Source organism: Planosporangium spinosum, assembly GCF_049999945.1.
Lineage (GTDB): Bacteria > Actinomycetota > Actinomycetes > Mycobacteriales > Micromonosporaceae > Planosporangium > Planosporangium spinosum.
The window spans coordinates 1-22,430 of sequence record NZ_JBLYUB010000011.1; the positions used below are offsets into that span (position 1 = coordinate 1).

The window sequence follows — 22,430 nt, forward strand, 5'->3', positions numbered from 1 at the left end:
GCCCCCCCGCCGTGGGGTTCTACCCGATGGTCACTTCGCGCTCGACCGCAGCGCGATGCCCTTCAGGAAGGTGTCACCGATCTTCGACGGGTCGGGGACGAGGAACGTACCGCCACCGGTGGTGTCGGTGATCCGCTTCAGCGCCGGCTCACCCACGCTGGTACCGATACCCATCATGATGACCTGGATGGGCCGGTTCGGGTCCATCGTCTTCTTCAGCTCGTCGATGAGCTGGTCGAGGTTCAGGCCACCGGCCGGGTCGTCGTTCTCACCGTCGGTCATGATCAGCAGCGAGTTGACCCGGCTGGGGTCCCAGTTGGTCTGGACCGCCTTGTACCCGGCGAGCACCGTGTCGTAGAGACCGGTGGAGCCGTTCTTGTTGGGCTGGATGCCGCTGAGCGCGGCCAGGGTCTGCTGGCGCTGGTTGGCCAGCAGGCCGATCGGTACGAGCTCCTTGTAGTCGTTTGGCCCGTCCATCAGCGTCGAGAACGTCCAGATGCCGAGCGCCCAGGAGTCGTCGAACAGGGCGACGCCCCGCTTGGCGGACTCCACCGTCACCTGCTCTCGGGTCGCGTTACCGGCGGTCGGCACCGGCTCGGCCATCGAGCCCGACACGTCGATGACCGCGAGCATCCGGCCGGGCAGCGTGACGGCCGACCATGTGGACAGCACCTTGTCGACGGACTGCGGGTCGGGAAGCTCGGGCGCCGGCGACGGCGTCAGCGGTGCGCCCTTGGTAGCGGCGAACCCGTTGCCCGCGCTGCCGTCGGCGGCCCGCAGGCCGGCCTGGGCCAGCCGGTCCCGGTACGCGTCACCGGCCAGCGTGACCAGCAGAGCCCGCGCGGCCTCCGACTGGCCGGGCGACACGCCGGGCATCACCGCGAACGGGTAGTCCATCGGCATCGGGGCCGGCTCGATGTACAGCGCGGCCAGCGGTACCGGCGGCTGCCCGCTGTTGTAGTTGATGACCGCCTGCTCCGACAGCGGGGCGGCACCGAGGCTGCTGGTCAGCGACGCGGCGTCGGTCGCCCGGGGGAACTTCGCCACCAGGTCTTCACGCAGCGCCGACCGGCCGGTGGCCAGGGCCCGCAGCGCGGCAACCGTCGTGGCCTGGCCGTTGGCGCCACCGGCGCTGCCGGCCGCGCCGGCGAGCGCGAGCAGGCCGTTCGTGCCGGACGCGTCGCGGGCCGGATCGACGATCCCGGTCCGCATCTTGGCGTCGGCGGTCAGCTTCGGCAGCAGGTCCGCCCAGGTGAGCTTCTTGTTCGGCCAGCCGAGCGTCGCCGCGAGCGGCTGCGGCATCGCGAGCACGACGGGGCTGCGACCGACGGACTGCGCGTCGGCCGGCACCCAGTCCTGACCGCCGCTGGCACGCAGCCGCTGCAGCCAGACACTCGAGTCGGGGATCCAGACGTCGGGGACCCTCGTCTTGCCGCTGGCCTGTCCGACGCCGCCGAGGATGGACTTGTGCTGCCCGGCGATCGCCGCTGCGACGTCGGCGGGCTCCATGGCGGCCACGTCGACCGCCACGCACTTGCCGTTGACCGTCGGCTTGGTCTCAAGCCACTGGTTGGCGGTGCTCTGCACCACCGGGGCGATTTCGCGCGCGGCCCCGACCGACAGGCGCACCGTGTCGGAACAGGACGGCGACGCGAACAGGCGATATCCGCCCCAGCTCGCCACGATGATGGCCAGCACGGAGGCGGCAGCGGCTACGGTCCGCAGTCCGCCGGATGTACGTCGACCGCCAGCATTCGGCATTGGCGCGCCGATGCGGCTCGGGTTTCTATGGCGACCTCCCACGGCTACCCAATGTCCCCGAGTAGACGTGGCGCGCACCATGTACGTTCAGTCAAAGTTACCGCCGAGAAACAGAGGGGTGGGCGGCCCAGTCTACGCACAGAAATGGCTCAATAGGCCAATTGCAATGCGTTACCGTATCAATACGATTACGCAGAGCAACCAGCACTCAGTCTGCACCGCGGCCCGGTTCACCCATTTTTGTCACGCGATGAAAAGTACTCGAGAGTCTTCCCGCCCACCGGAACCGCCCGCATACCGACACACCCGGCCACGGTAGTGATCTATGTCACTACCAATCTGACGCCGATAGGCCGGTCACCACCAGCCGCCGGTCATCTCCCGTACCAACAACCAGCCACCGAAAAGCAGCGCCGCGACCGCACCGAGCCAGAAGAAGGCCACCCAGAACAGGCCGGGTAGCCGGGTCAGACGGGCCAACTGGTCGGCGTCGGAGTTGGGCAGCCGACCACGGCGGCGCATCCGCTGGAGCTCGACGACCGGCCGAACCCCGCCGACCAGCAGCAGCCACACCGCGAAGTACGCGAACGCCGCCTGGGTCTGGGCCGAGCCGAACCACGACACCGCGAAGACGACACCGATCGTGGTGACGACCGAGACGACCCCGAACACGTTGCGGATCATCAGCAGCATCGCCGCCAGTACCACCAGCGCCGCCCACAGCATCAGCGTGATCCGGCCGCCGCTGAGCAGGCCGGCGCCCACCAGCCCCAGCATCGACGGGGCCAGATAGCCGGCCATTCCGGTGGCGACCATGCCGGGCCCGGTCGGCCGCCCCGCGGACACGGTCAGCCCCGAGGTGTCGGAGTGCAACCGGATGCCGGCCAGCCGCCGGCCGGTGAGCAGCGCCGTCAGCGCGTGGCCGCCCTCATGGGCGATCGTGACGACGTGGCGCGAGACCCGCCAGATCCGATACGGACCGACGGCGGCCAGTGCCAGCACGGCGGCGCCCACCACGACGAGGCGCGGCGGTGCCGGTTGCGAGCCGACCAGCCGGTTCCACAGATCGGTCAACGACGACACAGGCACGCCGTAGCTAACCACGTCCGGACAACCGGGGAGGACGGCGGAGGTCCGGTGGTGACCTCAGACGCGCATGTGCAGGCGGACCGTCGTGCTCGCCGCGTCGGTGTGCACCCGCACCAGGTCACACAGGAGATTGACCAGCAGCAGGCCGCGGCCGTGCTCGGCGTCCGGATCCGGCGGGATCCGGCCGGCCAGCGGGTCGGTGAGGTGCCCCGGGTCGGACACCTCGCAGACGACCTGGCCGCGCTCCTGCCAGATCCGCAGCGTGCCCGGACCGCCGCCGTGGATGACGGCGTTCGTGGCGACCTCGTTGACCGACACCTCCAGATCCGCGATCCGGTTGCCCGCCAGTCCCGCCCGGCCGGCGTGCTCGCCGATGAACCGGCGGACCGCCGGCAGGTCGTCGGCGTCGAAGACGAGCGTCGCCGGTACCCCACCGGGGTCGGGCAGCGGCCGGTTGAACGCGGCGACGACGGCGTGCGGGTTCGCGTACGCCGTACTGGGACGTTGTCCGTCCACGGACGCGATCACCGGATGGGTACGTTCGGCGTCGGCGAAGACCGTCGCGGCCAGCCGGCGGGCGTCGTACGGGCACAGGATCATCGCGTCCGTCTCGGCGAACGCCAGGTTGATCAGGGCTTCGTGCAGGACGCAGGCCGGGTACTCGGCGGCCGAGCGGCCGGCCCAGATCGGCTCCCCGACGATGCGGACCCGCCCGGGCGCGTGCCGGCTGACGAACGCGTGCAGCACGCCGGGGATGATGCGGCCGGGGTTGCGGCCGGCGTCGGTCATGTCCAGGAACCGGACCCGCTCGGCGGCCGGGCCGAGCGCCGACCGGAGCGGCCCGGTGGTGGCCGGCGGCGCGGCGACGAGGACCGGCTCGTCCGCGTTCAGCCCGTCCTGCACGAAGGGAACGGTGCAGGTGAGCAGCTCATCTGACGAGCGGTAGACCAACGCCTGGTGCCACAGCGACGGTGGCGTGGCGGCGCTCATGCCGTATCCACGTCACGGATGCGCCCGTCATGGCTCAACACCGCTCGAGACCCCCCTCGGCGAGGAGATTACGCCGACGGGAGGCCATCGACTACCTCTGCGGTCAGGTTGAGGAATGTCGGTCGGATTCCGGCACGAGAGTGATCTCGACGTCACCGATCGCCTCGGCGGCACACAGGTCCGCCCGCAGCGCGTACGCGCGCTCCACGACGACCTCGGCTGGCAGCCGGCTCATCTCGGCGACCGGCAGCAGCTGGGCCGTGACCAGCAACCGGCCTGGTCCGATGTAGACGGCGGTCAGCTTCTCGATCCGGCGCACCCAGGTCTCCTCCCCGATCCGGGCGCGCAGCCGGTCCAGCACGTCCGGCGGGGCGGACTGGTCGATGAGCAGGGTCGCCGACCGGTGGACGATCAGGTAGGCCACGGCGACGAGCAGTACACCGATGAGGATGCCGGCCCCGGCGTCCCAGACCGCCCATCCGGTGAGCCAGTGCAGGGCGATCGCGGCCAGCGCGAGCGCGATCCCGACGAGCGCGGCGCTGTCCTCCAGCAGGACCGTCGCGGCGGTGGGATCGGAGGCCCGGCGCAGGTGCTCGCCGATGGAGCGCCGGCGCGCCCGCGCCTCCTCACGCAGTTGTGCCCGCGCGGTACGCCAGGACACGGCCTCGAGCACGAACGACACCACGAGAACGGCGATCCCGACGGGTACGTCCGTCAGTGGCTTCGGGTGCAGCAGGGCTTCGACGCCCTCGACGATCGAGAAGAGGCCGCCGATGACGAAGATGCCGATGGCCGCCAGCAGCGTCCAGAACCAGCGCTCCTGCCCGTACCCGTAGGGATGGCGGTCGTCGGCCGGCCGTCCGGACCGCCGCAGTCCCACGTACAGCAGGATCTCGTTGCCGGTGTCGGCGAGCGAGTGCGCGGTCTCGGCCCACAGCGCCACCGAGCCGGTGAACGCCGCCGCGACGCCTTTCGCCACCGCGATCGCGAGGTTGACCAGGACGGCGACGACGACCGTGCGCGTGCTCGACTCCGCGGTGCCCGGTTCGGACATGATCGGAGTCTTTCACGCCGATGGTCACCGTGACCACGTACGAACCCGGGCGAGGGTGGACCGGCGTTCGCTCAGGGCGCCGGGCACACGTCATTGCCGCTGACGACCCGCCCGAACTTCCGAGCACCTCCGTGGGAACAGCGGTTGACGTGGGCTTATCGACAGTCGTAAATTGACCTGCGCCGGCAATAGGAAATCATCTTAACAATCCCTGAGGCGCATCTGGAGGTCCACATGCGACGACTGCGACTGGCGCTCGCAACGCTCGGCGTACTGGCGCTGCCGTTGATCGCCACCACCGCACACGCGTCGGTCACCCCGCAGGCCGCACCCACCGCCGCCCAACTGCTGGCCAAGGCCAACTCCTGCTCGGTCGTCTCGAAGAGCAAGTACAAGACCGACAGCGACGTCAGTTCGGCAACGGTCAACATCTGCAAGTCCGGCACGGCGTACTTCTGGAAGGCCGACATGGACATCGACTGCGACGGGATCACCACGAGCAACTGCAACAAGAGCAAGGATCCCTGGTACCAGCCCCAGACGTCGTTCCAGACCTCGAAGGGCAAGTCCTTCCAGGCGGACAAGACGCACTACTTCGTGATCCCGCTGCCCAGTTCCCGGTTCAGCTACTCCAGCGCCGGCATCAAGCCCGGCACCGTCGCCGCGGTGATCTACAACAACAAGGTCGTCTACGCCGTCTTCGCCGACGAGGGACCCAACGACATCATCGGCGAGGCGTCCTACGCCACCGCTCGGGACCTGGGCATCAACCCCGACCCGGCGAACGGCGGCGTCGACTCCGGGGTGACGTACATCGTCTTCACGGGCAACGTCCCCAGCCCGGTCGAGGACAACAACGCCATCACCGCCAAGGGCGAAGCCGCCGCGACCGCCTGGCTCAACGGCTGAGCGATCGATACCCGACCATGATCGTGGCAACTTCCGGGAAGTTGTGGTCTCCAACGCTGCTGAGACGACAACTTCCCGGAAGTTGTGCCGACCTTGGACGGCCGCGCCGGACTCTCGGGTGAACCGGCGTTCTCGAGTGAACCGGCGTTCTCACGTGAACCGGCGGGCCAGCTCCCCGATCGTGGCGGCCGCCCCGGTGGTGATCCATTCGACCAGTTCCGCCGCCGGCAGCTCCCGGGAGAGCGCGTGCGCCTGCCCGGCCCACAGGTTCAGCACCGAGGGATCGCCGGCGGCACGGGCCGCCGCCCGTAGCGGCGCGGTCACGTAGTGGACATGCGGGTACGCGCTCGGGGCGGCGCTGTCGTGGGTGCGCATGAACTCGTTGACCACGCCGCGGGCGCGCCGACCGGTGAACGCCCGGGTCAGCGCGGTGTCGCCGGCACCCGCCACCGCCGCCCGGTGCGCGTCCGAGGTACCCGCTTCGGGGCTGCGCAGGAACGCGGTGCCGAGCGCCGCGGCCGAGGCCCCGGCGGCGAGGACCGCGGCGAGCGCCGGCCCGTCGGCGACCCCGCCCGCGGCGACCATGGGCAGCCGGGTGCGCTCGGCCACCAGTCGCAGCAGCGGCAGGAGCGCGTACTCGTCGGTGTCGTCGACGCCGCCGCGGTGCGCCCCCGCCTCCATACCCTGCACCACGAGCGCGTCGACGCTGACCTCGTCGGCGGCGGTCGCGGCGACCGGGTGCGAGACCGTCACCCAGACCTCGCTGCCCCGGGCGTGCAGCGCGTCGACCACGTCGGCCGTGGGTACCCCGAAGGCGAAGGACACCACCGGTACGGGGTCGGCCAGCAGCAGGTCCAGCTTCTCCGCGTACCGGTCGTCCCCACCGACCGGGGCGCCGAGCACCACGCCCCACCTGCGGGCGATCGGGGCGAGGCGCTCGGAGTACGCGGCGACGGCGGCGAGGTCGGCCGGCGGCGCCACCGGGGCGAACAGGTTCACGCCGAACGGTCGCCCGGTCAGCCGCCGGGTCTCGGCGATGTCCTCGGCCAGCCGCTGCGGCGTCAGGTACGCGCCGGCCAGGAAGCCGAACCCGCCGGCTTCGGACACGGCGGCGGCGAGCGCCGGGGTGGACGGGCCGCCGCCCATCGGCGCGGCGATGACCGGACGGCGCAGGCCGGCGAGGACGGCGCTCATGCCGCCGTACCCGTCGTGGGCAGCCCGATCGGGGTGTCGGCCGGCAGCGCGGCCCGGCACGCCGCCGCGATCGGTTCGAGCAGGACCCGTACCCGGTCGACGTCGACGGCTTCCCACGGCGCGGCCGCGGCCCGGTCGGTGGCCGCCTCGATGTCGCGGTGGGCGGCGAGCGCGGTCGGTGTCGGCCGGCCGTCGGCGTCGAGCCAGCCCCGCTCGGTCAGGCGCCGGGCCGCGGCGTCCCACTCCTCGTCGGTCCAGCCCCGGGCGGGCTGGACCACCGCCCGCGACATGTCGTACGCCGCCCGCCACGCGAGTGCCTCGCGCGGCCCCACCCCGGCGGCGACGAGCGCGGCCACGTGCCCGTCGCCGCGGTGCTCACGCAGGGTGGTGGCGGCCTGCCAGAGTCGGGCGAGCGGCTGCCCGGGTACGGGTAGCGCCGCGTTCGCCGCGCCCAGCACCCGCCCGGCGGGCTCCACCCGGGCGGCGGCGGCCGCCAGCAGGTCGGCGGCCTCGGCGACGGCGTCGGCCGGCTGGTCGGCCAGCAGCCGGGCCAGCGCCGCGGTGGAGCCGTCGATGCGGGCCCGGAGCACCCGCTCGGGGGTGGCCCGCCGCCACACGTCGGGTAGCGCACGGGTCACCATCGCGGGCGCGAAGGTGTAGAAGGCGGCGATCACCGGCGCGGCGCCGACCTCGCCCAGCGGCGCCGCCCGGCCGGCGAAGTACCCGCGCCAGAAGCCCTTCAGTCCGGCCTCCTGGAACGCCGCCAGCGACTCCGGGGTGAAGTACGTGACGGCGTGGATCGGCTCGTACAGCGTCCACATCAGCCGGGCATCGTTCATCTCCGCAGCGTAGCCACGATCACGGAGGTTGTTCGGTGACCCGGGTCACGAAAGGGCGTCCGCGAGCGCGGGGCGGCCGGTCGCCTTGCGTAGCTGGCCGCGCAGCGCCCCGCCGGGGAACTCGGCATTGTGCAGATTGGTGTAGAAGGCGCCGGGATCGGCGGTCAACGAGTCGAGCAGCGCCGGGTCGTCCACGGTCACGGTGCCCGCGACCGCATTCAGCGTGGCGGGCAGCGGCCCGAACATCAGCACCTTCAGCGGGCCGTTGACGCCGGCCGCACCGAGGTGGAGGTGGCCCGCGGTCGGTGCGCCGATCCCGGTCCACCTGATGGCGAACGAGATCTGGTTTCCCTCGATCCGCAGGACCTCGACGGCCCGGCCGTCCGGGTCACCCACCGCCGGGGTGCCGGGCGCCCCGGGTACTTCACTGCTGCCGTCGAGGGTGGCGACGAGGTACGTCACCTCGCTCGTCGGCCGCTGGGAACGAGGGCCATGTGCCGAGGCGGCGGCCGGGACGGCAAGACCGGCCGCGGTGGTGACGGCGAGAGCCAGGGCGAGACGGGAACGTACGGTACGAGACATGCGAGCACTCCCGGTGTGGCCGGCGCCTCGTGCGCCGTGGACGCCTGACACGGTCACCACTGCCGGGCGGTTCAAACACCGACCGTTTCCACTGTGGATTAACGGATTGACCGACTAGCGGGTCAGGCGACCCAGCAGCGCCGAGGACGCCGCGATGCCGGCGATCGCGCAACCGGCCAGGACGACCAGGTCGAGGCCGACGTGGGACCGGGTACCGACGAGCAGCCCGCGCAGGGCGTCGACCTCGTACGACAGCGGGTTGACCCGGCTGAGCGCGCGCAGCCAGCCGGGCATGACGTCCACGGGGTACAGCGCGTTCGAGCCGAAGAACAGCGGCATCGTGATGGCCTGGCCGATACCCATGAGCCGTTCGCGGGACAGGACGAGGCCGGCGATCGTCATCGACAGGCAGGAGAAGAACGCCGCGCCGAGCAGCACGGTGACGAACACGCCGAGCAGGTGCAACGGGTTGGCCGACAGGCCCACCCCGAGCGCTGCCGCGAGCACCAGGATGATCAGCGCCTGGGCGAGCGCCCGGACGCCCGCCGCGAACGCCTTCCCGGTGATCAGTGCCGCCCGGGGCGTGGGGGTCACCAGCAGCTTGGTGAGCACGCCGGCGTCGCGTTCCCAGATGATCTGGATGCCGTAGAAGATGGCGATGAACAGCGCCGACTGGGCGAGGATCCCGGGGGCCAGGTAGTCCAGGTACGGCACATGGCCGGTGGGGATGGCCCGGATCCGGGTGAACGTCTCACCGAAGATGAGCAGCCACAGCGCCGGCTGGATGGCCCGGGTCACCAGCTCGGTGCGGTCGTGGCGCAGCTTCTGCAGCTCGACCAGGCACAGCGCGTACACCCGCGAGGGCAGCATCCGCCACGCCCCGCGGCCATCGGGCAGTTCATCGCGGTCAGCCGAGGCGACGGGCTGTTCGACGGGTGCTGCGGACATCACGGAAACCTCCCTGGGTTTCGGCGAAAGTGTCGCCGGTGTGGTGGCGGAACACGTCCTCCAGCGTGGAGTCCGGTCCGAGCGCCGCCTTCAACTCGTCGGGCGTGCCGAGCGCGCGGATCCGGCCCTGGTGCATCAGGGCCACCCGGTCGCAGTACTGATCGGCCTCGTCCATGTAGTGCGTGGTCACCAGCACCGTCGCGCCGGTCGTGGCGCGCAGTTCGGTGACCTTGTCCCACAGCGCGCCCCGGGCCACCGGGTCCAGCCCGATGGTCGGCTCGTCGAGGATGAGCAGGCGTGGCCGGTTGACCAGCGCCTGGGCCAGTTCCAGCCGCCGCACCATGCCACCCGAGTACGTCCCGACCATCCGGTCGGCGGCCTCGGCCAGGCCCATCGCGCGCACAGCCTCGTCGACCCGGCCGACCCGCTCCCGGCGCGGCACGTCGAACAGCCGGGCAAAGAGGCTGACGTTCTCGCGCCCGGTCAGCGAGCCGTCGGCCGAGAGCATCTGCGGCACGTAGCCGATGGCGCGCCGCACGGCGAACGGCCGCACGGCGGGGTCGGCACCGAAGACGGAGACCATCCCGGGCCGTACCGGCAGCAGCGTGGTGATGAGCCGGATCGTGGTCGTCTTGCCGGCGCCGTTCGGGCCGAGCAGGCCGAAGATCTCACCGCGCAGGACGCTCAGGTCGAGATCGTCGACGGCGACGTGGTCGCCGAAAGCGTGGCGCAGCCCGGTGCAGGCGACCGCGGTCATGATTCTTCCTCCAACTCGCGCAGCAGGCGACGCAGGGCCGGCAGGGCCGTCTCGATGGTGCGGACGTCCTCGGCAGGCAGGCGGGACAGCGCGGTGCCGACGATGCGGTCCCGGCCGCTGCGCCACTGCCGCAGCCGCTGGCGTGCGGCGTCGGTGGGCGCCAGCCGGGCTGCCCGGCGGTCGGCCGGGTCGACCTCCCGCTGCAGCAGCCCCGCGCTGACCAGTTGGTTGACCAGCGTGCTGACCGAGTTGTCGGCCAGGTGCAGCACCCGCGCGGCCGCCTTGACTCCGATGCCCGGCTGGTCGTTGACGACGCGTAGCAGTTCGATGTGCGCGCCGCGCAGGGCCGGGCCGGGCATCGTGGGCCGCAACCGGCGGCGCACCAGTCGGCGCAGTCCGGATGCCGTGTCCATCAACTCGGAGGCCGTGTCCCGCCATCCGGAGGTGCGGTCCGCCGGTGTGGACCCGGCGTCCGCCAGCCCGGCCGCGGGGTCCGCGAGGCGCCCGGACGTGGAGTCCGCGAGGTGCCCGGACGTGGTGCCCACCCGGGGCGCGGCCGCGGGGTCCGCAGCGGGTGGTGGGTTCGGTTGGCCGGACCCGGGGGTCCCGGGTCCGGCGGCAGGCCATTCGGTCACACCGCCAGACTACCTCTTAGTCAGAGGTATTCGCATGCGGAGGCGCACGGTCGCCCGTCACCGTCATCCGGAAGGCCGCTCGCACCCGGGAGGCCGCCCGCCGCGCCATGGAACGCTGCCCCCCGCCCGGACGACCGGGCCCCGGCCCCCGATCGGCCAGCGGGGCCGGGCCCTGGCCACGAGGCCGGGCGCCGTCAGGGCGCCGTCAGCGGGAACTCGTCCCCGCGTAGGTGCGTGAGCCGTCCCGGGATCCGGCGCCGGCGCGGCGCACCGCGAAGGCGGCCGCACCCGCCAGCGCCACGCCCAGCAACGTCACCACGACGACCAGGTTCGGCACGCCGAACAGCTTCAGCGCGCTCGCCAGCAGGACGAACACCAGCGCCGCCCGGACCACACCCGCCGGCGCCCGGGAGGACAGCCGGGCACCGAGCAGCACGCCGGGAATGGAACCGACGAGGATCGCCGCCGAGAGGTCGAGGTGGAAGTCACCGAAGAGCACGTGCCCCAGGGCGGCCGCGGCGACCAGCGGTACCGCCTGGACCAGGTCGGTGCCGACCAGGTCGTTGGCGCGCAGCATCGGGTACAGCACGAGCAGCACGACGATGATCAGTGAACCGGAGCCGACCGAGGTCAGCCCGACGACGAGCCCGCCCAGCGCACCGAGCAGCACGGTGGGTACCGGACGTACCCGCAACGCGGCGGTCGCCCCATCGGACGCCGGCGCACCGCTCGACCGGTACGCCTTCACCACGATCCCCACGACGGCCAGCAGCAGGGCGACCCCCAGCGCCGACTGGATGGCGTGCTGGACCCCGCCGTCCCCGCCGATGGCCCGCAGCAGCAGCACGCCCGCGAACGCGGACGGCACGCTGCCGGCGCACAGCCACCCGACGAGCGACCAGTTCACGGTGCCGCGGCGGATGTGCACGAGGCTGCCGAACGGCTTCATCACCGCACTCGCGACGAGGTCGCTGGAGACCGCGGTGAGCGGCGGAATACCGAAGAACAGCACCAGCACCGGGGTCATCAGCGCGCCACCACCCATACCGGTGAGCCCGACGATGGTGCCGACGCCGAATCCGGCGAGCGCGAGGACCGGGGACATCCGTCGAGTGTTACCGCACCCGGCAACCTTGTCCACCAAACCTGCCTAATTGGTCGGGATTTGGCTGTCAGATCACACGGGCGGACCACCGCCGGTCCCACACCGGGTGGAACGACACCCACAACCGGACACCAACGTCCGCCAAGTGGACGCCGATCGCACGGTGCGCACCCCGGGGGGGGACGCCGCCGACGCCCAGGTCGGGATCCGCTCCGGGCGCCGCCCGCGGCAGGTCAGCCCCGGTATCCGCGCATGTTGCGCAGGAGCAGGTAGCAGTCGTGCAACTGCTTCGAGTCGTCCAGTGAGCGGTAGATGCCCCACTTCGGGCGAATCCGGTCGCCGAGCCAGAGGTCGATACCGCTGCGACTGTCGTCCGCGAGGGTCCTGCCGCCCTCCGTGCATACGAAGTGAGCCGTTCCCTTGTCCCCGATCAGGAACGTCATCTCGATCGAGATCCACCGGTTCCAGGCCGCGCTCAGCGGGACGCGGCCGATCTCACCCCCGGACACGAAGGGCCGCAGCGTCAGGTACTCGGCACTGCCGTTGCGCCGCAGGCCGATCGTGGCGAGCGGTCCGGTGCCGTTCCCCGGCCGCTTGAGCTGGAAGATGTGGGTGAAGCTGGTCGTACCGCGGAGCGCGTCGGGGATGAACAGGTCGTACGTCAGCCGCCACGTCTCCCCGTTTCCCCAGGTGAGCACGGTGCCGTTCTGCTTCATCCCCTTGACCTCGTTACGCTGCCGGTCACTGCCGTCGCGGTCGCGGGTGTGCATGTCGACGCGATAGGTGTCGCCCTGGGGGTAGATGTGCGTGACGCCGGGGTGCGAACCGGATCGGTCGTCCTCCACCCCCTCGAAAGCGTTCAACCCGTCGCGGCTGGGCACCGGGCTCCACACCAGCGCGGCGGCGGCCGACACGTCGGCAGCCTGGGCGTTGGCCAGCCCGCGCAGCAGAACGGGCCCACCCACGGCCGCGGCGGCGAGCGTACCGAGGACCGCGCGGCGGGCATGCTTGCGTGGGACGCCAGAACTTGTCATGGCCGCCTCCTACTGGAAAGTGTCTTGCCTGATCGGTGAGCGTCGATGAAATCACCGATCTGACCTGCCGGTCAACGAATCATGGCGACAATGCCGCGACATTCCGTCGAATGGGAAGAAGCGGCGAAGGAACCCGGGCAAACAACGCACCGATCACGACGGTCGCCGGCAATCGCGTGGCGGGCGCGGACGACACCCGCGTGGCGGGCGCCGGCAACTGGAAGAATGAGCGCGTCCACGACCCGGGGAGAAATCATGTCCGAGCCGTCCCCGCCACCGCCGGAACACGAGCCTGCGCCGCCGGGATACGGGCCGCCGCCGGGATACGGGCCCGCACCTGCGACCCGGATACCTCTGGCGCATCCGGCCGGCGACCCGTCCGATCCGCTGATCAGCGGCGACTACGCCGGCTGGTGGCGGCGCAACGTCGCGATCCTGAGGGCGTACTGGCGACCGCTGCTGGCGCTGCAACTGCTCGGGGCGGCCGTGGCGCTGGTCCTGCGGCTGCCGGCCGACATCGTGATGGCGCTCTGGAGCCCCGACCTGCAGATCATGTCGACCGACGACCGCGCCGAAATCCTCCGTACCCTCACCGCGGCGCTGCCCTCCTTCGGCCTCGGCGGGCTCGGCTCGTTCCTCGAGGCACTGGCCACCACCGTGGCGCTGCTCGCGGGGATTCGCCTGGTCACGGTGGCGGTGACCGGTGGCCGACCGGAGGTCGGTGCCGCCCTGCGCGGTGCCGTACGCCGACTGTTTCCGCTCGTCGGCTGGGGGCTGCTGGCCGGCCTGATCGTGCTCGCCGGCATCTGCGCGTGCTTCTTCCCTGGCCTGTACTTCGTCGCCGTGTTCACCGTGCTCCCCGGGGTGGTGCTGTTCGAACGCGGCGGCGCCGTCCGGCGCTGTTTCATGCTCTTCCACGCCGACCTGGTCGCCGCACTGGCCCGGGTCGCGACCGTCGTGGCGCTCGTCACCGCCGGCTCGCTGCTGACCACGGTGGTCGGCGGGGTGGTCGACGTCGCCGCGGACACCGCCGGGACCACCGGGCCGCTGGTGGCCGCCACGATCGTGGTCACCCTGTTCGACGTCCTGGTCGGCGTCGCCCTGGGGATGCTGCTCACGCCGCTGGTCCTCACCACGTACGCCGACGAGCGGGCCCGCCGGGAAGTGCTGCACAGCGGCATGCTCGCGGCCGAGCTCAGGATGGACTAGTCACCGGTACGCAGCGGCGGCGCCTCCAGCCCGCACTGGTACTCCTCGCACGGGGCACCGGCCGCGGGCCGGCCCGGCTCGCGGCGCCCGACCGTCACGGCGGCGAGCAGCCCGCCGACCACGCAGGCCGCGGCGGCGACGTGACAGGCGACCCGGAACCCGGCGTCGAACGCGGCGGGGTACAGGTACGTCAGCTGGCCGATCCCGGCGACCGCGGGTAGGACCGCGATCGCGATGAGCGCGCCCGCGCGTGCCACGTCGTTGTTGATCGCCGAGGCGATCCCGGAGCGGCCGGGCGGGACCGCGGTGAGCGCCGTCGCGGTGAGCGGTGCGACGGTGGTGGCGAGGCCCAGCCCGAACAGCACGACCGCGGGCAGCACCCGGGTGACGTACCCGGAGTCGGTGCCCACCCGGGTCAGCAGGACCACGCCGGCGGCGACGAGCAGCGGCCCCACCGTCATCTGGGGTCGGGGACCGATGCGGTTCGCCAACGCCCCCGAACGCGCCGACAGCAGCAGCATGATCACGGTCACCGGTAGCAACGCCACGCCGGACTCCAGCGCGCTGTACCCGCCGACCTGCTGCAACTGGATCGGAAGCAGGAACAGCACCGCGCCGAGGGCGCCGTACACGATGAACGTGACCGCGTTGGTCCCGCTGAACCGGCGGTTGGCGAACATGTCCAGTGGCAACAGGGGCTGCCGGACCCGGCGCTCCCACCACCCGAACGCCACCAGCAGGGCGGCGCCGCCGACGAGGGCGCCGACGACCGGGGACGCGCGCCACCCGAGCCGGCCCGCCTCGGTCAGACCGAAGCACAACCCGAGCAGGGACGCCGTGACCAGCAGCGCACCGACGACATCGATGCGGTCGGGCGCGGCCGGGTCGCGGCTGTCGGGTACGTGCCGCAGGCAGACCCACACGACCACCGCCGCCAGCGGCAGGTTGATGAAGAAGATGTACCGCCAGGAGACGGCGGCGACGAGCCAACCGCCGAGGAACGGCCCGATCGCGGTCGCGATGCCACCCAGCCCCGACCAGGCCCCGATGGCGCGCGAACGGTCGTCGGGGACGTACGTGGACTCGATGATGGCCAGGCTGCCCGGCGTCGACAGGGCGGCACCGACGCCCTGGAGGGCCCGGGCGACGATGAGCGTCGTCGGGTCGGGCGCCGTCCCGCACAGCAGCGACGCGAGGGCGAACCAGATCACGCCGACGACGAAGATCCGGCGTCGCCCGTACCGGTCGCCGAGCGCACCGCCGAGCAGCAGGAAGCCGGCGAGCGTCAGGGTGTAGCCGGTCACGATCCACTGGAGTCGGTCCAGACCGACGTGGAAGTCACGCCCGATGGTCGGCAGCGCGACGCCGACGGCGGTCGCGTCGATCGCCGCCAGGCCGGACCCGAGGACCGTCGCGAGCAGCACCCAGCGCCCCCGCGTGCTGGTGTACCGGATCGCCATCAGGTCGCCGACGGCGAACAGTCACCGGCGGCGACCCGGCCGTGGTACGGGCCACGGAAGCCCGTCCGTGCCCCGGCCCGGGGCGCCGCCAGCACTGATCGTCCCGTCGTGTTCCCGCCGTCCGCGTCAGCCGACCGATGTGGCGCGGTCAGCCGGCGGACGGTACGCGTTCACCACTGCGGGCGGTACCCGACCCTGCCGTCCGGTCGGGTCCGGCCACCAGGTCGGCGTACTCCGGGTGGCGCTTGATGTAGGTGGAGATGAAAGGGCAACTGGCGACGGCCCGATCGCCGCCGGCACGCACCGCGTCGAGGGCGCCGGCCGCGAGCTTGCTGCCCAGCCCCTGCCCTTCGTACTCGGGGTAGACCTCGGTGTGGGTGAAGTCGACGGTTCTGGGAGCCCGCCGGTACTGGGTGAAGCCGGCCACCCGGCCGTCGATACGCACTTCGTAACGCGACAGTTCGGGATTGTGGACGATTGACATGTCGGACACGTTGCCGCCTTTCGCGAAGGGCCTACTCGACTTCGGCGCTGCCGTTGACCCGCAGCTTGCGTCGGGCGCGTTCGTAGAACGTGGTCCTGCCGAGCCGGACCACCCGCGCGGCTGCCGGCAGCGGCTGGATCAACAGGCTGTCGCCGGCCGTCACGTACCCCCGCACGGCGCCGTCAACCTCCACCGCGAGCCGGCCGCTCGTGGACAGCACCTCGAGGACCAGTTTCTCGTCCAGGGACAGCAGTAGCGGCCGGTTGAACGACGAGTGCGCCGAGGACGCGCCGACGAGCAGTCCCTCCACATTGGGCGAGACGATGGGCCCGCCGGCGGAGAAGCTGTACGCGGTGGAGCCGGTCGGCGTGGAGACGATGACCGCGTCGGCGGCGTACTTCACGAACCGGTGGTCCTCGACGTCGATGCCCACCGCCGCCATGCGTTCGCCCGGTATCCGTGCCAGCGCGATGTCGTTGAACCCGGTGACCGGGTCGCCTCCGGGCAGCGTGGTGGAGACCGCCAGCCGGGGCTCGACCGTGTACTCGTGCTCGTCGATGGCGGTCAGGGCGGCCGGCAGCTCCGGCACGTCGATCTCGGCCAGGAAGCCCAGCCGGCCGACGTTGACGCCGAGGATCGGCGTCTTCCGCCCCTCGGCCAGGCGCATCGTGCGCAGCATCGTGCCGTCGCCGCCGAGGCTGACCAGCAACTGGGAGCGATCGGCCAGCTCGGTGGCGGCGACGGCGACCGCGCTGCAGCCGATGCGGTCGACCTCGTCGCGCAGGCCGAGCACGGTCACGTCCCGCTCCCGGGCCCAGCGGATGATCGTGTCGATGGCGGCGACCGAGTCCCGGCGCGGATGCAGCACCAGCCCCACCGTCTGCACCAGCCCCATTCCGTCACTCTACGTCCGGGCCGGTTCAGGCGCGGATGTACGAGGGTGCGTTCTCACCGTCGAAGCCACACGGTTCTGGGCGCGGCGGCACGGTCGCCACCTCCCAATGATCACGGAGAGCCGGGTGCCCCGTGGCTACCCGAACTCTCCGTGATCACTGGCAGGGACCGGTCAGTTCGTGAGGACGAGCTCCCGTTCGGGTTCCCCCGTCGTCTGCCGGCGCTCGCGGCGGCGGTCGGCGCGGAGTTCGACGGCGGTGTACAGGGTCGGTACCAGGACCAGCGTGAGCAGCGTCGAACTGAACAGGCCACCGATCACCACGATGGCGAGCGGCTTGGAGATGAAGCCGCCCTCGCCGGTGAGGCCGAGCGCCATCGGTACCAGCGCGAAGATCGTGGCGAACGCGGTCATCAGGATCGGCCGCAGCCGGCGCCGGCCGCCCTCGATCACGGCGTCCTGGACGCTCATCCCCTGCCGCCGGTACTGGTTGATCAGGTCCATCAGCACGATCGCGTTGGTGACCACGATCCCGACCAGCATGAGCATGCCGATCAGCGCGGCGACGCCGAGGGCGGTGCCGGTGACGAGCAGCAGCACCAGCGCGCCGGTGGCGGCGAACGGGATGGAGACCAGCAGCAGCAGCGGTTGGACCAGGCTCCGGAACGTGGCGACCATGATGAGGAAGACGATCGCGATCGCGGCGACGAGCGCGAGCCCCAGGTCGGCGAAGGCGCTGGACTGGTTCGCCGACACGCCGCCGATCGTGTACGTCGCGCCGGCCGGCAGGGTGAGCTTGGCCAGCCGGGTGCGCAGTTCGCTACTGGCGGCGCCGGTGTTGTTGCCGGTCGCCGTGCCGCTCACGGTGGCGCTGCGGGCGCCGTCGGTCCGGCTGATCTGCACCGGGCCCGGCTCCTGCGTGACCTCGGCGACCTGGTCGAGGCGGACCGCACCGGCCGCGGTCGGGACGGTCAGCGCCTTGATCGCGTCCAGGTCGGCCGGCGCGGAACCGCCGCGCAGCACGACGTCACGGGCGGCGCCGTCGATGGTGACCTGGGTGACCGTGCTGCCCCGGAGGGCCTGTCCCACCAACTGCCCGATGGCGGCCTGGTTCAGCCCGTACCGCGCCGCCTGGTCGGATCTGACCGTGACCTGGATGCGCGGGGTGCTCTCGCTCAGGTCGCTGCTGACGTCGACGACATGCGGGATGCCGGCCATCGCCGTGCGGACCTGCTCCGCGGCGCGTGAGAGTACCTGCGGGTCGGTGGCCTGCACGGTCACCTCGAGGCCGCCTGCGTTGAACCCGCCCCCGCCGGAGCCGACGCTGATCTTGCCGACCCCGGTGAGCCCGCCCACCTTGTCCCGGACGGCGTTCTCCAGCTTCGTGATGTCGGTGCCGTCCTTGGCCATGATCGAGTAGCTGGCCGTGTTCGCGGCGGCCGCGCCGCCGAAGCTGAACGTGCCGCGGCCACCGATGCTGACCTGGTAGGAGGCGATCTCCGGGAACCCGGCGAGCACGCCTTCGACCCGCTTCGCCGCGGCGTCGGTCGCCTCCAGGCTGGTGCTGACCGGCATGGTCTGGGTCAGGTTGAAGGTGTTCTGACCGGACCGGTCCAGGAAGTTCGTCTTCAGGGCGGGTACCAGGGCGAACGTGCCGACCAGCAACACCACCGCGAGCGCGACGGTCGACCAGCGGTGCCCGGTGGCCCAGCGGATCACCGGCACGTACGCGCGCTGCAGGGCGCCGTTGCGCTCGCGGGCCTCGGCTTCCGCCCGGAACGCCTCCGCGTCGCCGGAGTGCTTCGGCGGCTTCAGGAACCAGTACGCGAGCACCGGGATCACGGTCAACGCGACGAGCAGCGAGGCGAGCAGGGCCACCACGACCGTGATCGCGAACGAGCTGAACAGCTGCCCGATGAGGCCGCTGACGAAGGCGATCGGCGCGAAGACCGCGACCGTGGTCAGGGTGGAGGCGGTGACCGCGCCGGCCACCTCGCGGACCGCGGTGATGACCGCGGTCGTCTTGTCCTCGCCGTACCCGAGGTGACGTTTGATGTTCTCCAGCACCACGATCGAGTCGTCGACGACCCGGCCGATCGCGATGGTCAGCGCGCCGAGGGTAAGGATGTTCAGCGAGTACCCGCCGGTGGACAGCCCGATCAGCGCGATCACCACCGACAGCGGGATCGACACGGCGGTGACCAGCGTCGAGCGCACCGACAGCAGGAACACCAGGATCACGATTACGGCCATCGCCAGACCGAGCAGCCCCTCGGTGGTCAGCCCCCGGATCGACCGCTCCACGTAGGGCGCCTGGTCGTAGACCACGGTGAGCTGGGTGTCGCCCCCGAGTGTGCGGGTCAGCGCGGGCAGCTTGTCACGCACCGCGTGGGAGATCGACACCGCGTTGCCGTCGGACTTCTGGGTGATGGAGATGCCCAGACTCGGCTTGCCGTTGGTACGGGTCAGCGACGTCGCCGGGGCGTACTCGTCGGTGACGGTGGCGACGTCACCGAGGCGTACCGGTGTCGGGGCCGCTGTCGGGGCCGCCTGGCCACCGCCCGGGCCGGCCGCCGTCGCGCCGGTGCGGCTCTGGGCGCCGGCCCCGCTCGTCCCGGCTCCGGCCCCGGTCGCGCCGGCTCCGGCGGACCCTGTGGACGGCATGAGGTACAGGTTGCGGATGTCGTCGAGCGCGGTGATCCGGCTGCCGACCTGTACGGTCAGGGTCTTGTCGCCGCTGGTCACCGAGCCGGCCGGGACCGGCGTGCTGCTGGCCGTCAGCGCCGAGGTGATGGCTGTCGCGCTCAGCCCCGCGGCCGCCAGCTTCGCCTGGTCGGGCCGGATCGTGACGACCTTGTCCCGGGTGCCCTGCAGGGTCACCCGGTTGACACCGTCGATACCGGTGAGCTCCGGCAGCACCGACTTGTTGATCTTTTCGGCGAGCTGCTGCTGGTCGCCGGTCGAGCCGACCGCGAGCTGTACCACCGGGATGTCGTCGGTGCTGCCGGCGACCACCTGCGGGGTGACCGTCGACGGCAGCTGCCGGGAGACCTGGTTGACCGCGTCCTGGATCTTGGAGACGGCACCGGCGACGTCCGTGCCGTACTCGAACTGGACCTGGACGCTCGCGGAGCCCTCCCGCGACGTCGAGACCACGTCGGTGACGCCGGAGATGCCGCGCACCCGCTCCTCGATCGGCACCGTGACCTGCTGCTCCACCACGTCCGGCGCGGCTCCCGGATAGGTCGCCACGACCGACGCCGCCGGGAACTCCAACGAGGGGAACAGCTGCTGCTTCAACCGGGGAACGGTGAAGACACCGAACGCGGTCACGATGATCGCCATCAACGCGACGATTCCGCGGTTGGCGAGGCTGAGTCTGGCCAGGAAAGTCACCCGTCAACAATGGCGGCAGTTCCGGCCGTCGGCATCCGCCGCCGGAGGCAATGCGACATACCGCACCCGCGGTATGCCGCCGTCGACGGCTACTGCGTCGGGTCGCCCGCCCGCACCAGGCCGCTCTGGTACGCGATGACGACGAGCTGCGCCCGGTCTCGCGCACCGAGCTTCATCATCGCCCGGTTGACGTGGGTCTTCGCGGTCAGCGGCGACACGTACAGCCGCTCGGCGATCTCGTCGTTGGACAGTCCGGCCGCGACGAGCGACAGAACCTCGCGCTCGCGGTCGGTCAGCGCCTGCAACCGCTCCGGTGCGGCCAGCGCGGTCTGGTCGGGCTGGGCCAGGAACCGGGCGATGAGCGACTTCGTCGCCCGCGGTGAGAGCAGCGCGTCCCCGCCGGCCACGGTGCGGATCGCGGCGAGCAGTTCCGCCGGCTCCACGCCCTTGCCCACGAAGCCGCTGGCGCCCGCGCGCAGCGCCCGCACCACGTACTCGTCGATCTCGAACGTCGTCAGGATCAGCACCCGGACACCGGCCAGGTCCTCGTCGGCCGTGATCGCCTCGGTCGCCGCCAGCCCGTCCATGTCCGGCATGCGGATGTCCATCAGTACCACGTCGGCGCGGGTACGGCGGGCCAGGTCGACCGCCTCGCGCCCGTTCGAGGCGTCACCGACGACCTCCAGGTCCTCGGCCGAGCCGATGAGGACCCGGAACCCGGCCCGGATCAGCGCCTGGTCGTCGGCGAGCAGTACCCGGATCGTCACGCCGGCTCCTCGGGCGGCAGCGGCAACACCGCGTGTACCCGGAAATCCCCCGCGCCGGTCGGCCCGGCCGTGAGCGTACCGCCGACCGCGGTGGCCCGCTCGCGCATGCCGAGCAGCCCGTGCCCGGTACCGGTGGCCGCCTTCGCGGCCGCCCCACCCACGTTGCGGATATCGATGCGCAACCGGTCCGGCGCGAAACCGACCGCCAGCCGCGCCGCCGCGCCGCCGCCGTGTTTGTGCACGTTGGTCAGCGACTCCTGCACCACCCGGTACGCGGCGAGGTCGACCGTCGGCGGCAGCGGCCGGGGCCGGCCGGACAGCTCGAGTTCGACGGCGAGCCCGGCGGCGTGGAACGTGCCGACCAGTTCGTCGAGCCGGGCCAGGCTGGGCGCGGGTTCGGTCGGGGCCGTGGAGTCACCGGACTGGCGCATGACGCTCAGCATGACGGACAACTCCTCCAGCACGGTCCGGCTGGCCTGCCGGATGTGGCCGAGCGCCTGCTCGGCGACCTCCGGCTGCGCGCGCAGCACGTGCGTGGCCACCCCTGCCTGCACGTTGATCATGGCGATGTGGTGGGCCACCACGTCGTGCAGTTCCCGCGCGATCCGCAGCCGCTCCTCCACCACCCGGCGGCGCGCCTCCTCCTCCCGGCTCTCCTCGGCCCGCCGGGCGCGCTCCTCCACGGCCGCCACGTACGCCCGCCGGCTGCGCACCGCGTCGCCGGCTGCGGCCGCGAGGCAGACCCAGGCGATCATCCCGGCGACCGCCGGGCTCAGCCAGGACTTCTCGGTAAAGACCATCTGTGCGCCGGCCAGCATCACGGCGGTGACGGACGCCGCTATCCAGGTCGTGGCCCGGTCGGTGGCCAGCGCGAGCGTGTAGATCGCGATCAACGTGGCCAGCACGAACGCGGGGCGGGCCTGGCCGCGCGCGACGGACACCACCGCCACGACACCGGCGACCACGAGCACCTGCAGCGGCCAGCGGCGCCGCCCGACGAGGATCGCGCCCGCCAGCAGACTGAGCACGACGGTGGTCACGGTGAGGTGGCCGCGCTCCTCGGGCGGGCCGGCCACCTGCACCACGATCGTCAGCGCGGCGACGGCGACGGCCACGGCGAGGTCGACGCCGGAGGGGTGCGACCGGACAGCACGGCGCCACCCGACGAAACGGGACATGACGCCACGGTACGGCAGCCGTACCGTGGTCAACGTCGTGCCGCGACGGTACGCGCGCCTACTACCGGCGCAGTACACACCGCCCGCTCCCCCATGATCACGAATACTTCTCCGCCCCGTGACACGGAAGAATTTCCGTGATCAATG

20 protein-coding genes are annotated in these 22,430 nt (G+C 71.8%); 2 read left to right on the forward strand and 18 right to left on the reverse strand.

The genetic code is table 11. The features are described from left to right. Positions 1-30 precede the first annotated feature (30 nt). The 4 genes from ACNTMW_RS16250 to ACNTMW_RS16265 form a co-directional block, all read right to left on the reverse strand. Positions 31-1,698, reverse strand: a complete 1,668-nt coding sequence (locus ACNTMW_RS16250; protein ID WP_426634460.1) for a substrate-binding and VWA domain-containing protein — start codon at positions 1,696-1,698, stop codon at positions 31-33. Positions 1,699-2,118: 420 nt separating this feature from the next. Next, on the reverse strand, positions 2,119-2,850 hold the full coding sequence (locus ACNTMW_RS16255; RefSeq protein ID WP_426634461.1) for a M50 family metallopeptidase: 732 nt from the start codon (positions 2,848-2,850) through the stop codon (positions 2,119-2,121). A 57-nt stretch (positions 2,851-2,907) separates the two neighbouring features. Beyond that, the gene (locus ACNTMW_RS16260; RefSeq protein ID WP_426634462.1) at positions 2,908-3,840 is read right to left on the reverse strand and encodes an anti-sigma factor RsbA family regulatory protein; all 933 of its coding nucleotides are present in this window, start codon (positions 3,838-3,840) and stop codon (positions 2,908-2,910) included. Positions 3,841-3,943: 103 nt separating this feature from the next. Beyond that, positions 3,944-4,894, reverse strand: a complete 951-nt coding sequence (locus tag ACNTMW_RS16265; RefSeq protein WP_426634463.1) for a cation diffusion facilitator family transporter — start codon at positions 4,892-4,894, stop codon at positions 3,944-3,946. A 234-nt stretch (positions 4,895-5,128) separates the two neighbouring features. On the opposite strand from ACNTMW_RS16265, the gene ACNTMW_RS16270 reads away from it, so the two are divergent. Then, positions 5,129-5,803 (forward strand): glycoside hydrolase family 75 protein, encoded by a 675-nt coding sequence (locus ACNTMW_RS16270; protein WP_426634464.1) that lies wholly within the window; start codon positions 5,129-5,131, stop codon positions 5,801-5,803. A gap of 150 nt (positions 5,804-5,953) precedes the next feature. Here the strand turns inward: ACNTMW_RS16270 and ACNTMW_RS16275 are convergent, their stop codons facing one another. From ACNTMW_RS16275 to ACNTMW_RS16310, 8 genes are all read right to left on the reverse strand, one after another. Beyond that, positions 5,954-6,997: an NAD(P)H-dependent flavin oxidoreductase gene (locus tag ACNTMW_RS16275; protein ID WP_426634465.1), complete on the reverse strand. Its 1,044-nt coding sequence runs from the start codon at positions 6,995-6,997 to the stop codon at positions 5,954-5,956. Continuing rightward, positions 6,994-7,836 carry an SCO6745 family protein gene (locus ACNTMW_RS16280; protein WP_426634466.1) on the reverse strand — a complete coding sequence of 281 codons (843 nt, stop codon included), beginning with the start codon at positions 7,834-7,836 and terminating at the stop codon, positions 6,994-6,996. Before ACNTMW_RS16280 ends, ACNTMW_RS16275 begins: the two co-directional genes overlap by 4 nt. 45 nt (positions 7,837-7,881) lie before the next feature. Continuing rightward, entirely contained in the window at positions 7,882-8,418 is a 537-nt protein-coding gene (locus tag ACNTMW_RS16285; RefSeq protein WP_426634467.1) for a CHRD domain-containing protein, read from the reverse strand. 114 nt (positions 8,419-8,532) lie between these two features. Further along, positions 8,533-9,366 carry an ABC transporter permease gene (locus ACNTMW_RS16290; RefSeq protein WP_426634468.1) on the reverse strand — a complete coding sequence of 278 codons (834 nt, stop codon included), beginning with the start codon at positions 9,364-9,366 and terminating at the stop codon, positions 8,533-8,535. Beyond that, complete coding sequence (locus tag ACNTMW_RS16295; RefSeq protein WP_426634469.1) at positions 9,326-10,123, reverse strand: ABC transporter ATP-binding protein; 798 nt, start codon at positions 10,121-10,123, stop codon at positions 9,326-9,328. Before ACNTMW_RS16295 ends, ACNTMW_RS16290 begins: the two co-directional genes overlap by 41 nt. Beyond that, on the reverse strand, positions 10,120-10,536 hold the full coding sequence (locus ACNTMW_RS16300) for a MarR family winged helix-turn-helix transcriptional regulator (protein ID WP_426634470.1): 417 nt from the start codon (positions 10,534-10,536) through the stop codon (positions 10,120-10,122). Before ACNTMW_RS16300 ends, ACNTMW_RS16295 begins: the two co-directional genes overlap by 4 nt. A gap of 427 nt (positions 10,537-10,963) precedes the next feature. Beyond that, positions 10,964-11,863 carry a sulfite exporter TauE/SafE family protein gene (locus ACNTMW_RS16305; protein WP_426634471.1) on the reverse strand — a complete coding sequence of 300 codons (900 nt, stop codon included), beginning with the start codon at positions 11,861-11,863 and terminating at the stop codon, positions 10,964-10,966. A 233-nt stretch (positions 11,864-12,096) separates the two neighbouring features. Then, complete coding sequence (locus ACNTMW_RS16310) at positions 12,097-12,897, reverse strand: hypothetical protein (RefSeq protein ID WP_426634472.1); 801 nt, start codon at positions 12,895-12,897, stop codon at positions 12,097-12,099. A 255-nt stretch (positions 12,898-13,152) separates the two neighbouring features. Here ACNTMW_RS16310 and ACNTMW_RS16315 point away from each other — a divergent pair, with 255 nt between their 5' ends. Further along, positions 13,153-14,106 (forward strand): hypothetical protein, encoded by a 954-nt coding sequence (locus ACNTMW_RS16315; protein ID WP_426634473.1) that lies wholly within the window; start codon positions 13,153-13,155, stop codon positions 14,104-14,106. Here ACNTMW_RS16315 and ACNTMW_RS16320 read toward each other — a convergent pair. The 6 genes from ACNTMW_RS16320 to ACNTMW_RS16345 all read right to left on the reverse strand — a co-directional run bounded on the left by ACNTMW_RS16320 (position 14,103) and on the right by ACNTMW_RS16345 (position 22,283). Further along, a complete protein-coding gene (locus tag ACNTMW_RS16320; protein ID WP_426634474.1) occupies positions 14,103-15,566 on the reverse strand; it encodes an MFS transporter in 1,464 nt (487 codons plus the stop codon). The two genes, ACNTMW_RS16315 and ACNTMW_RS16320, sit on opposite strands and share 4 nt — an antisense overlap. A gap of 148 nt (positions 15,567-15,714) precedes the next feature. Further along, positions 15,715-16,050, reverse strand: coding sequence for a GNAT family N-acetyltransferase (locus tag ACNTMW_RS16325; RefSeq protein ID WP_426634475.1), 336 nt, complete (start codon positions 16,048-16,050; stop codon positions 15,715-15,717). A 31-nt stretch (positions 16,051-16,081) separates the two neighbouring features. Next, positions 16,082-16,945, reverse strand: coding sequence for an NAD(+)/NADH kinase (locus ACNTMW_RS16330; RefSeq protein ID WP_426634476.1), 864 nt, complete (start codon positions 16,943-16,945; stop codon positions 16,082-16,084). 171 nt (positions 16,946-17,116) lie between these two features. Then, positions 17,117-20,338, reverse strand: a complete 3,222-nt coding sequence (locus ACNTMW_RS16335; protein ID WP_426634478.1) for an efflux RND transporter permease subunit — start codon at positions 20,336-20,338, stop codon at positions 17,117-17,119. An 89-nt stretch (positions 20,339-20,427) separates the two neighbouring features. Next, entirely contained in the window at positions 20,428-21,105 is a 678-nt protein-coding gene (locus ACNTMW_RS16340) for a response regulator (RefSeq protein WP_426634479.1), read from the reverse strand. Continuing rightward, complete coding sequence (locus tag ACNTMW_RS16345; protein WP_426634480.1) at positions 21,102-22,283, reverse strand: sensor histidine kinase; 1,182 nt, start codon at positions 22,281-22,283, stop codon at positions 21,102-21,104. The genes ACNTMW_RS16340 and ACNTMW_RS16345 overlap by 4 nt, the downstream gene beginning before the upstream one ends. Between the last annotated feature and the right edge of the window lie 147 nt (positions 22,284-22,430).

Bases quoted from the DNA above. Each gene is read 5' to 3' on its own strand.
- ACNTMW_RS16260 (WP_426634462.1), bottom strand. From the start codon at position 3,840: ATGAGCGCCGCCACGCCACCGTCGCTGTGGCACCAGGCGTTGGTCTAC.
- ACNTMW_RS16265 (WP_426634463.1), bottom strand. From the start codon at position 4,894: ATGTCCGAACCGGGCACCGCGGAGTCGAGCACGCGCACGGTCGTCGTC.
- ACNTMW_RS16270 (WP_426634464.1), top strand. From the start codon at position 5,129: ATGCGACGACTGCGACTGGCGCTCGCAACGCTCGGCGTACTGGCGCTG.
- ACNTMW_RS16275 (WP_426634465.1), bottom strand. From the start codon at position 6,997: ATGAGCGCCGTCCTCGCCGGCCTGCGCCGTCCGGTCATCGCCGCGCCG.
- ACNTMW_RS16280 (WP_426634466.1), bottom strand. From the start codon at position 7,836: ATGAACGATGCCCGGCTGATGTGGACGCTGTACGAGCCGATCCACGCC.
- ACNTMW_RS16285 (WP_426634467.1), bottom strand. From the start codon at position 8,418: ATGTCTCGTACCGTACGTTCCCGTCTCGCCCTGGCTCTCGCCGTCACC.
- ACNTMW_RS16290 (WP_426634468.1), bottom strand. From the start codon at position 9,366: ATGTCCGCAGCACCCGTCGAACAGCCCGTCGCCTCGGCTGACCGCGAT.
- ACNTMW_RS16295 (WP_426634469.1), bottom strand. From the start codon at position 10,123: ATGACCGCGGTCGCCTGCACCGGGCTGCGCCACGCTTTCGGCGACCAC.
- ACNTMW_RS16300 (WP_426634470.1), bottom strand. From the start codon at position 10,536: ATGGACACGGCATCCGGACTGCGCCGACTGGTGCGCCGCCGGTTGCGG.
- ACNTMW_RS16305 (WP_426634471.1), bottom strand. From the start codon at position 11,863: ATGTCCCCGGTCCTCGCGCTCGCCGGATTCGGCGTCGGCACCATCGTC.
- ACNTMW_RS16310 (WP_426634472.1), bottom strand. From the start codon at position 12,897: ATGACAAGTTCTGGCGTCCCACGCAAGCATGCCCGCCGCGCGGTCCTC.
- ACNTMW_RS16315 (WP_426634473.1), top strand. From the start codon at position 13,153: ATGTCCGAGCCGTCCCCGCCACCGCCGGAACACGAGCCTGCGCCGCCG.
- ACNTMW_RS16320 (WP_426634474.1), bottom strand. From the start codon at position 15,566: ATGGCGATCCGGTACACCAGCACGCGGGGGCGCTGGGTGCTGCTCGCG.
- ACNTMW_RS16325 (WP_426634475.1), bottom strand. From the start codon at position 16,050: ATGTCAATCGTCCACAATCCCGAACTGTCGCGTTACGAAGTGCGTATC.
- ACNTMW_RS16330 (WP_426634476.1), bottom strand. From the start codon at position 16,945: ATGGGGCTGGTGCAGACGGTGGGGCTGGTGCTGCATCCGCGCCGGGAC.
- ACNTMW_RS16345 (WP_426634480.1), bottom strand. From the start codon at position 22,283: ATGTCCCGTTTCGTCGGGTGGCGCCGTGCTGTCCGGTCGCACCCCTCC.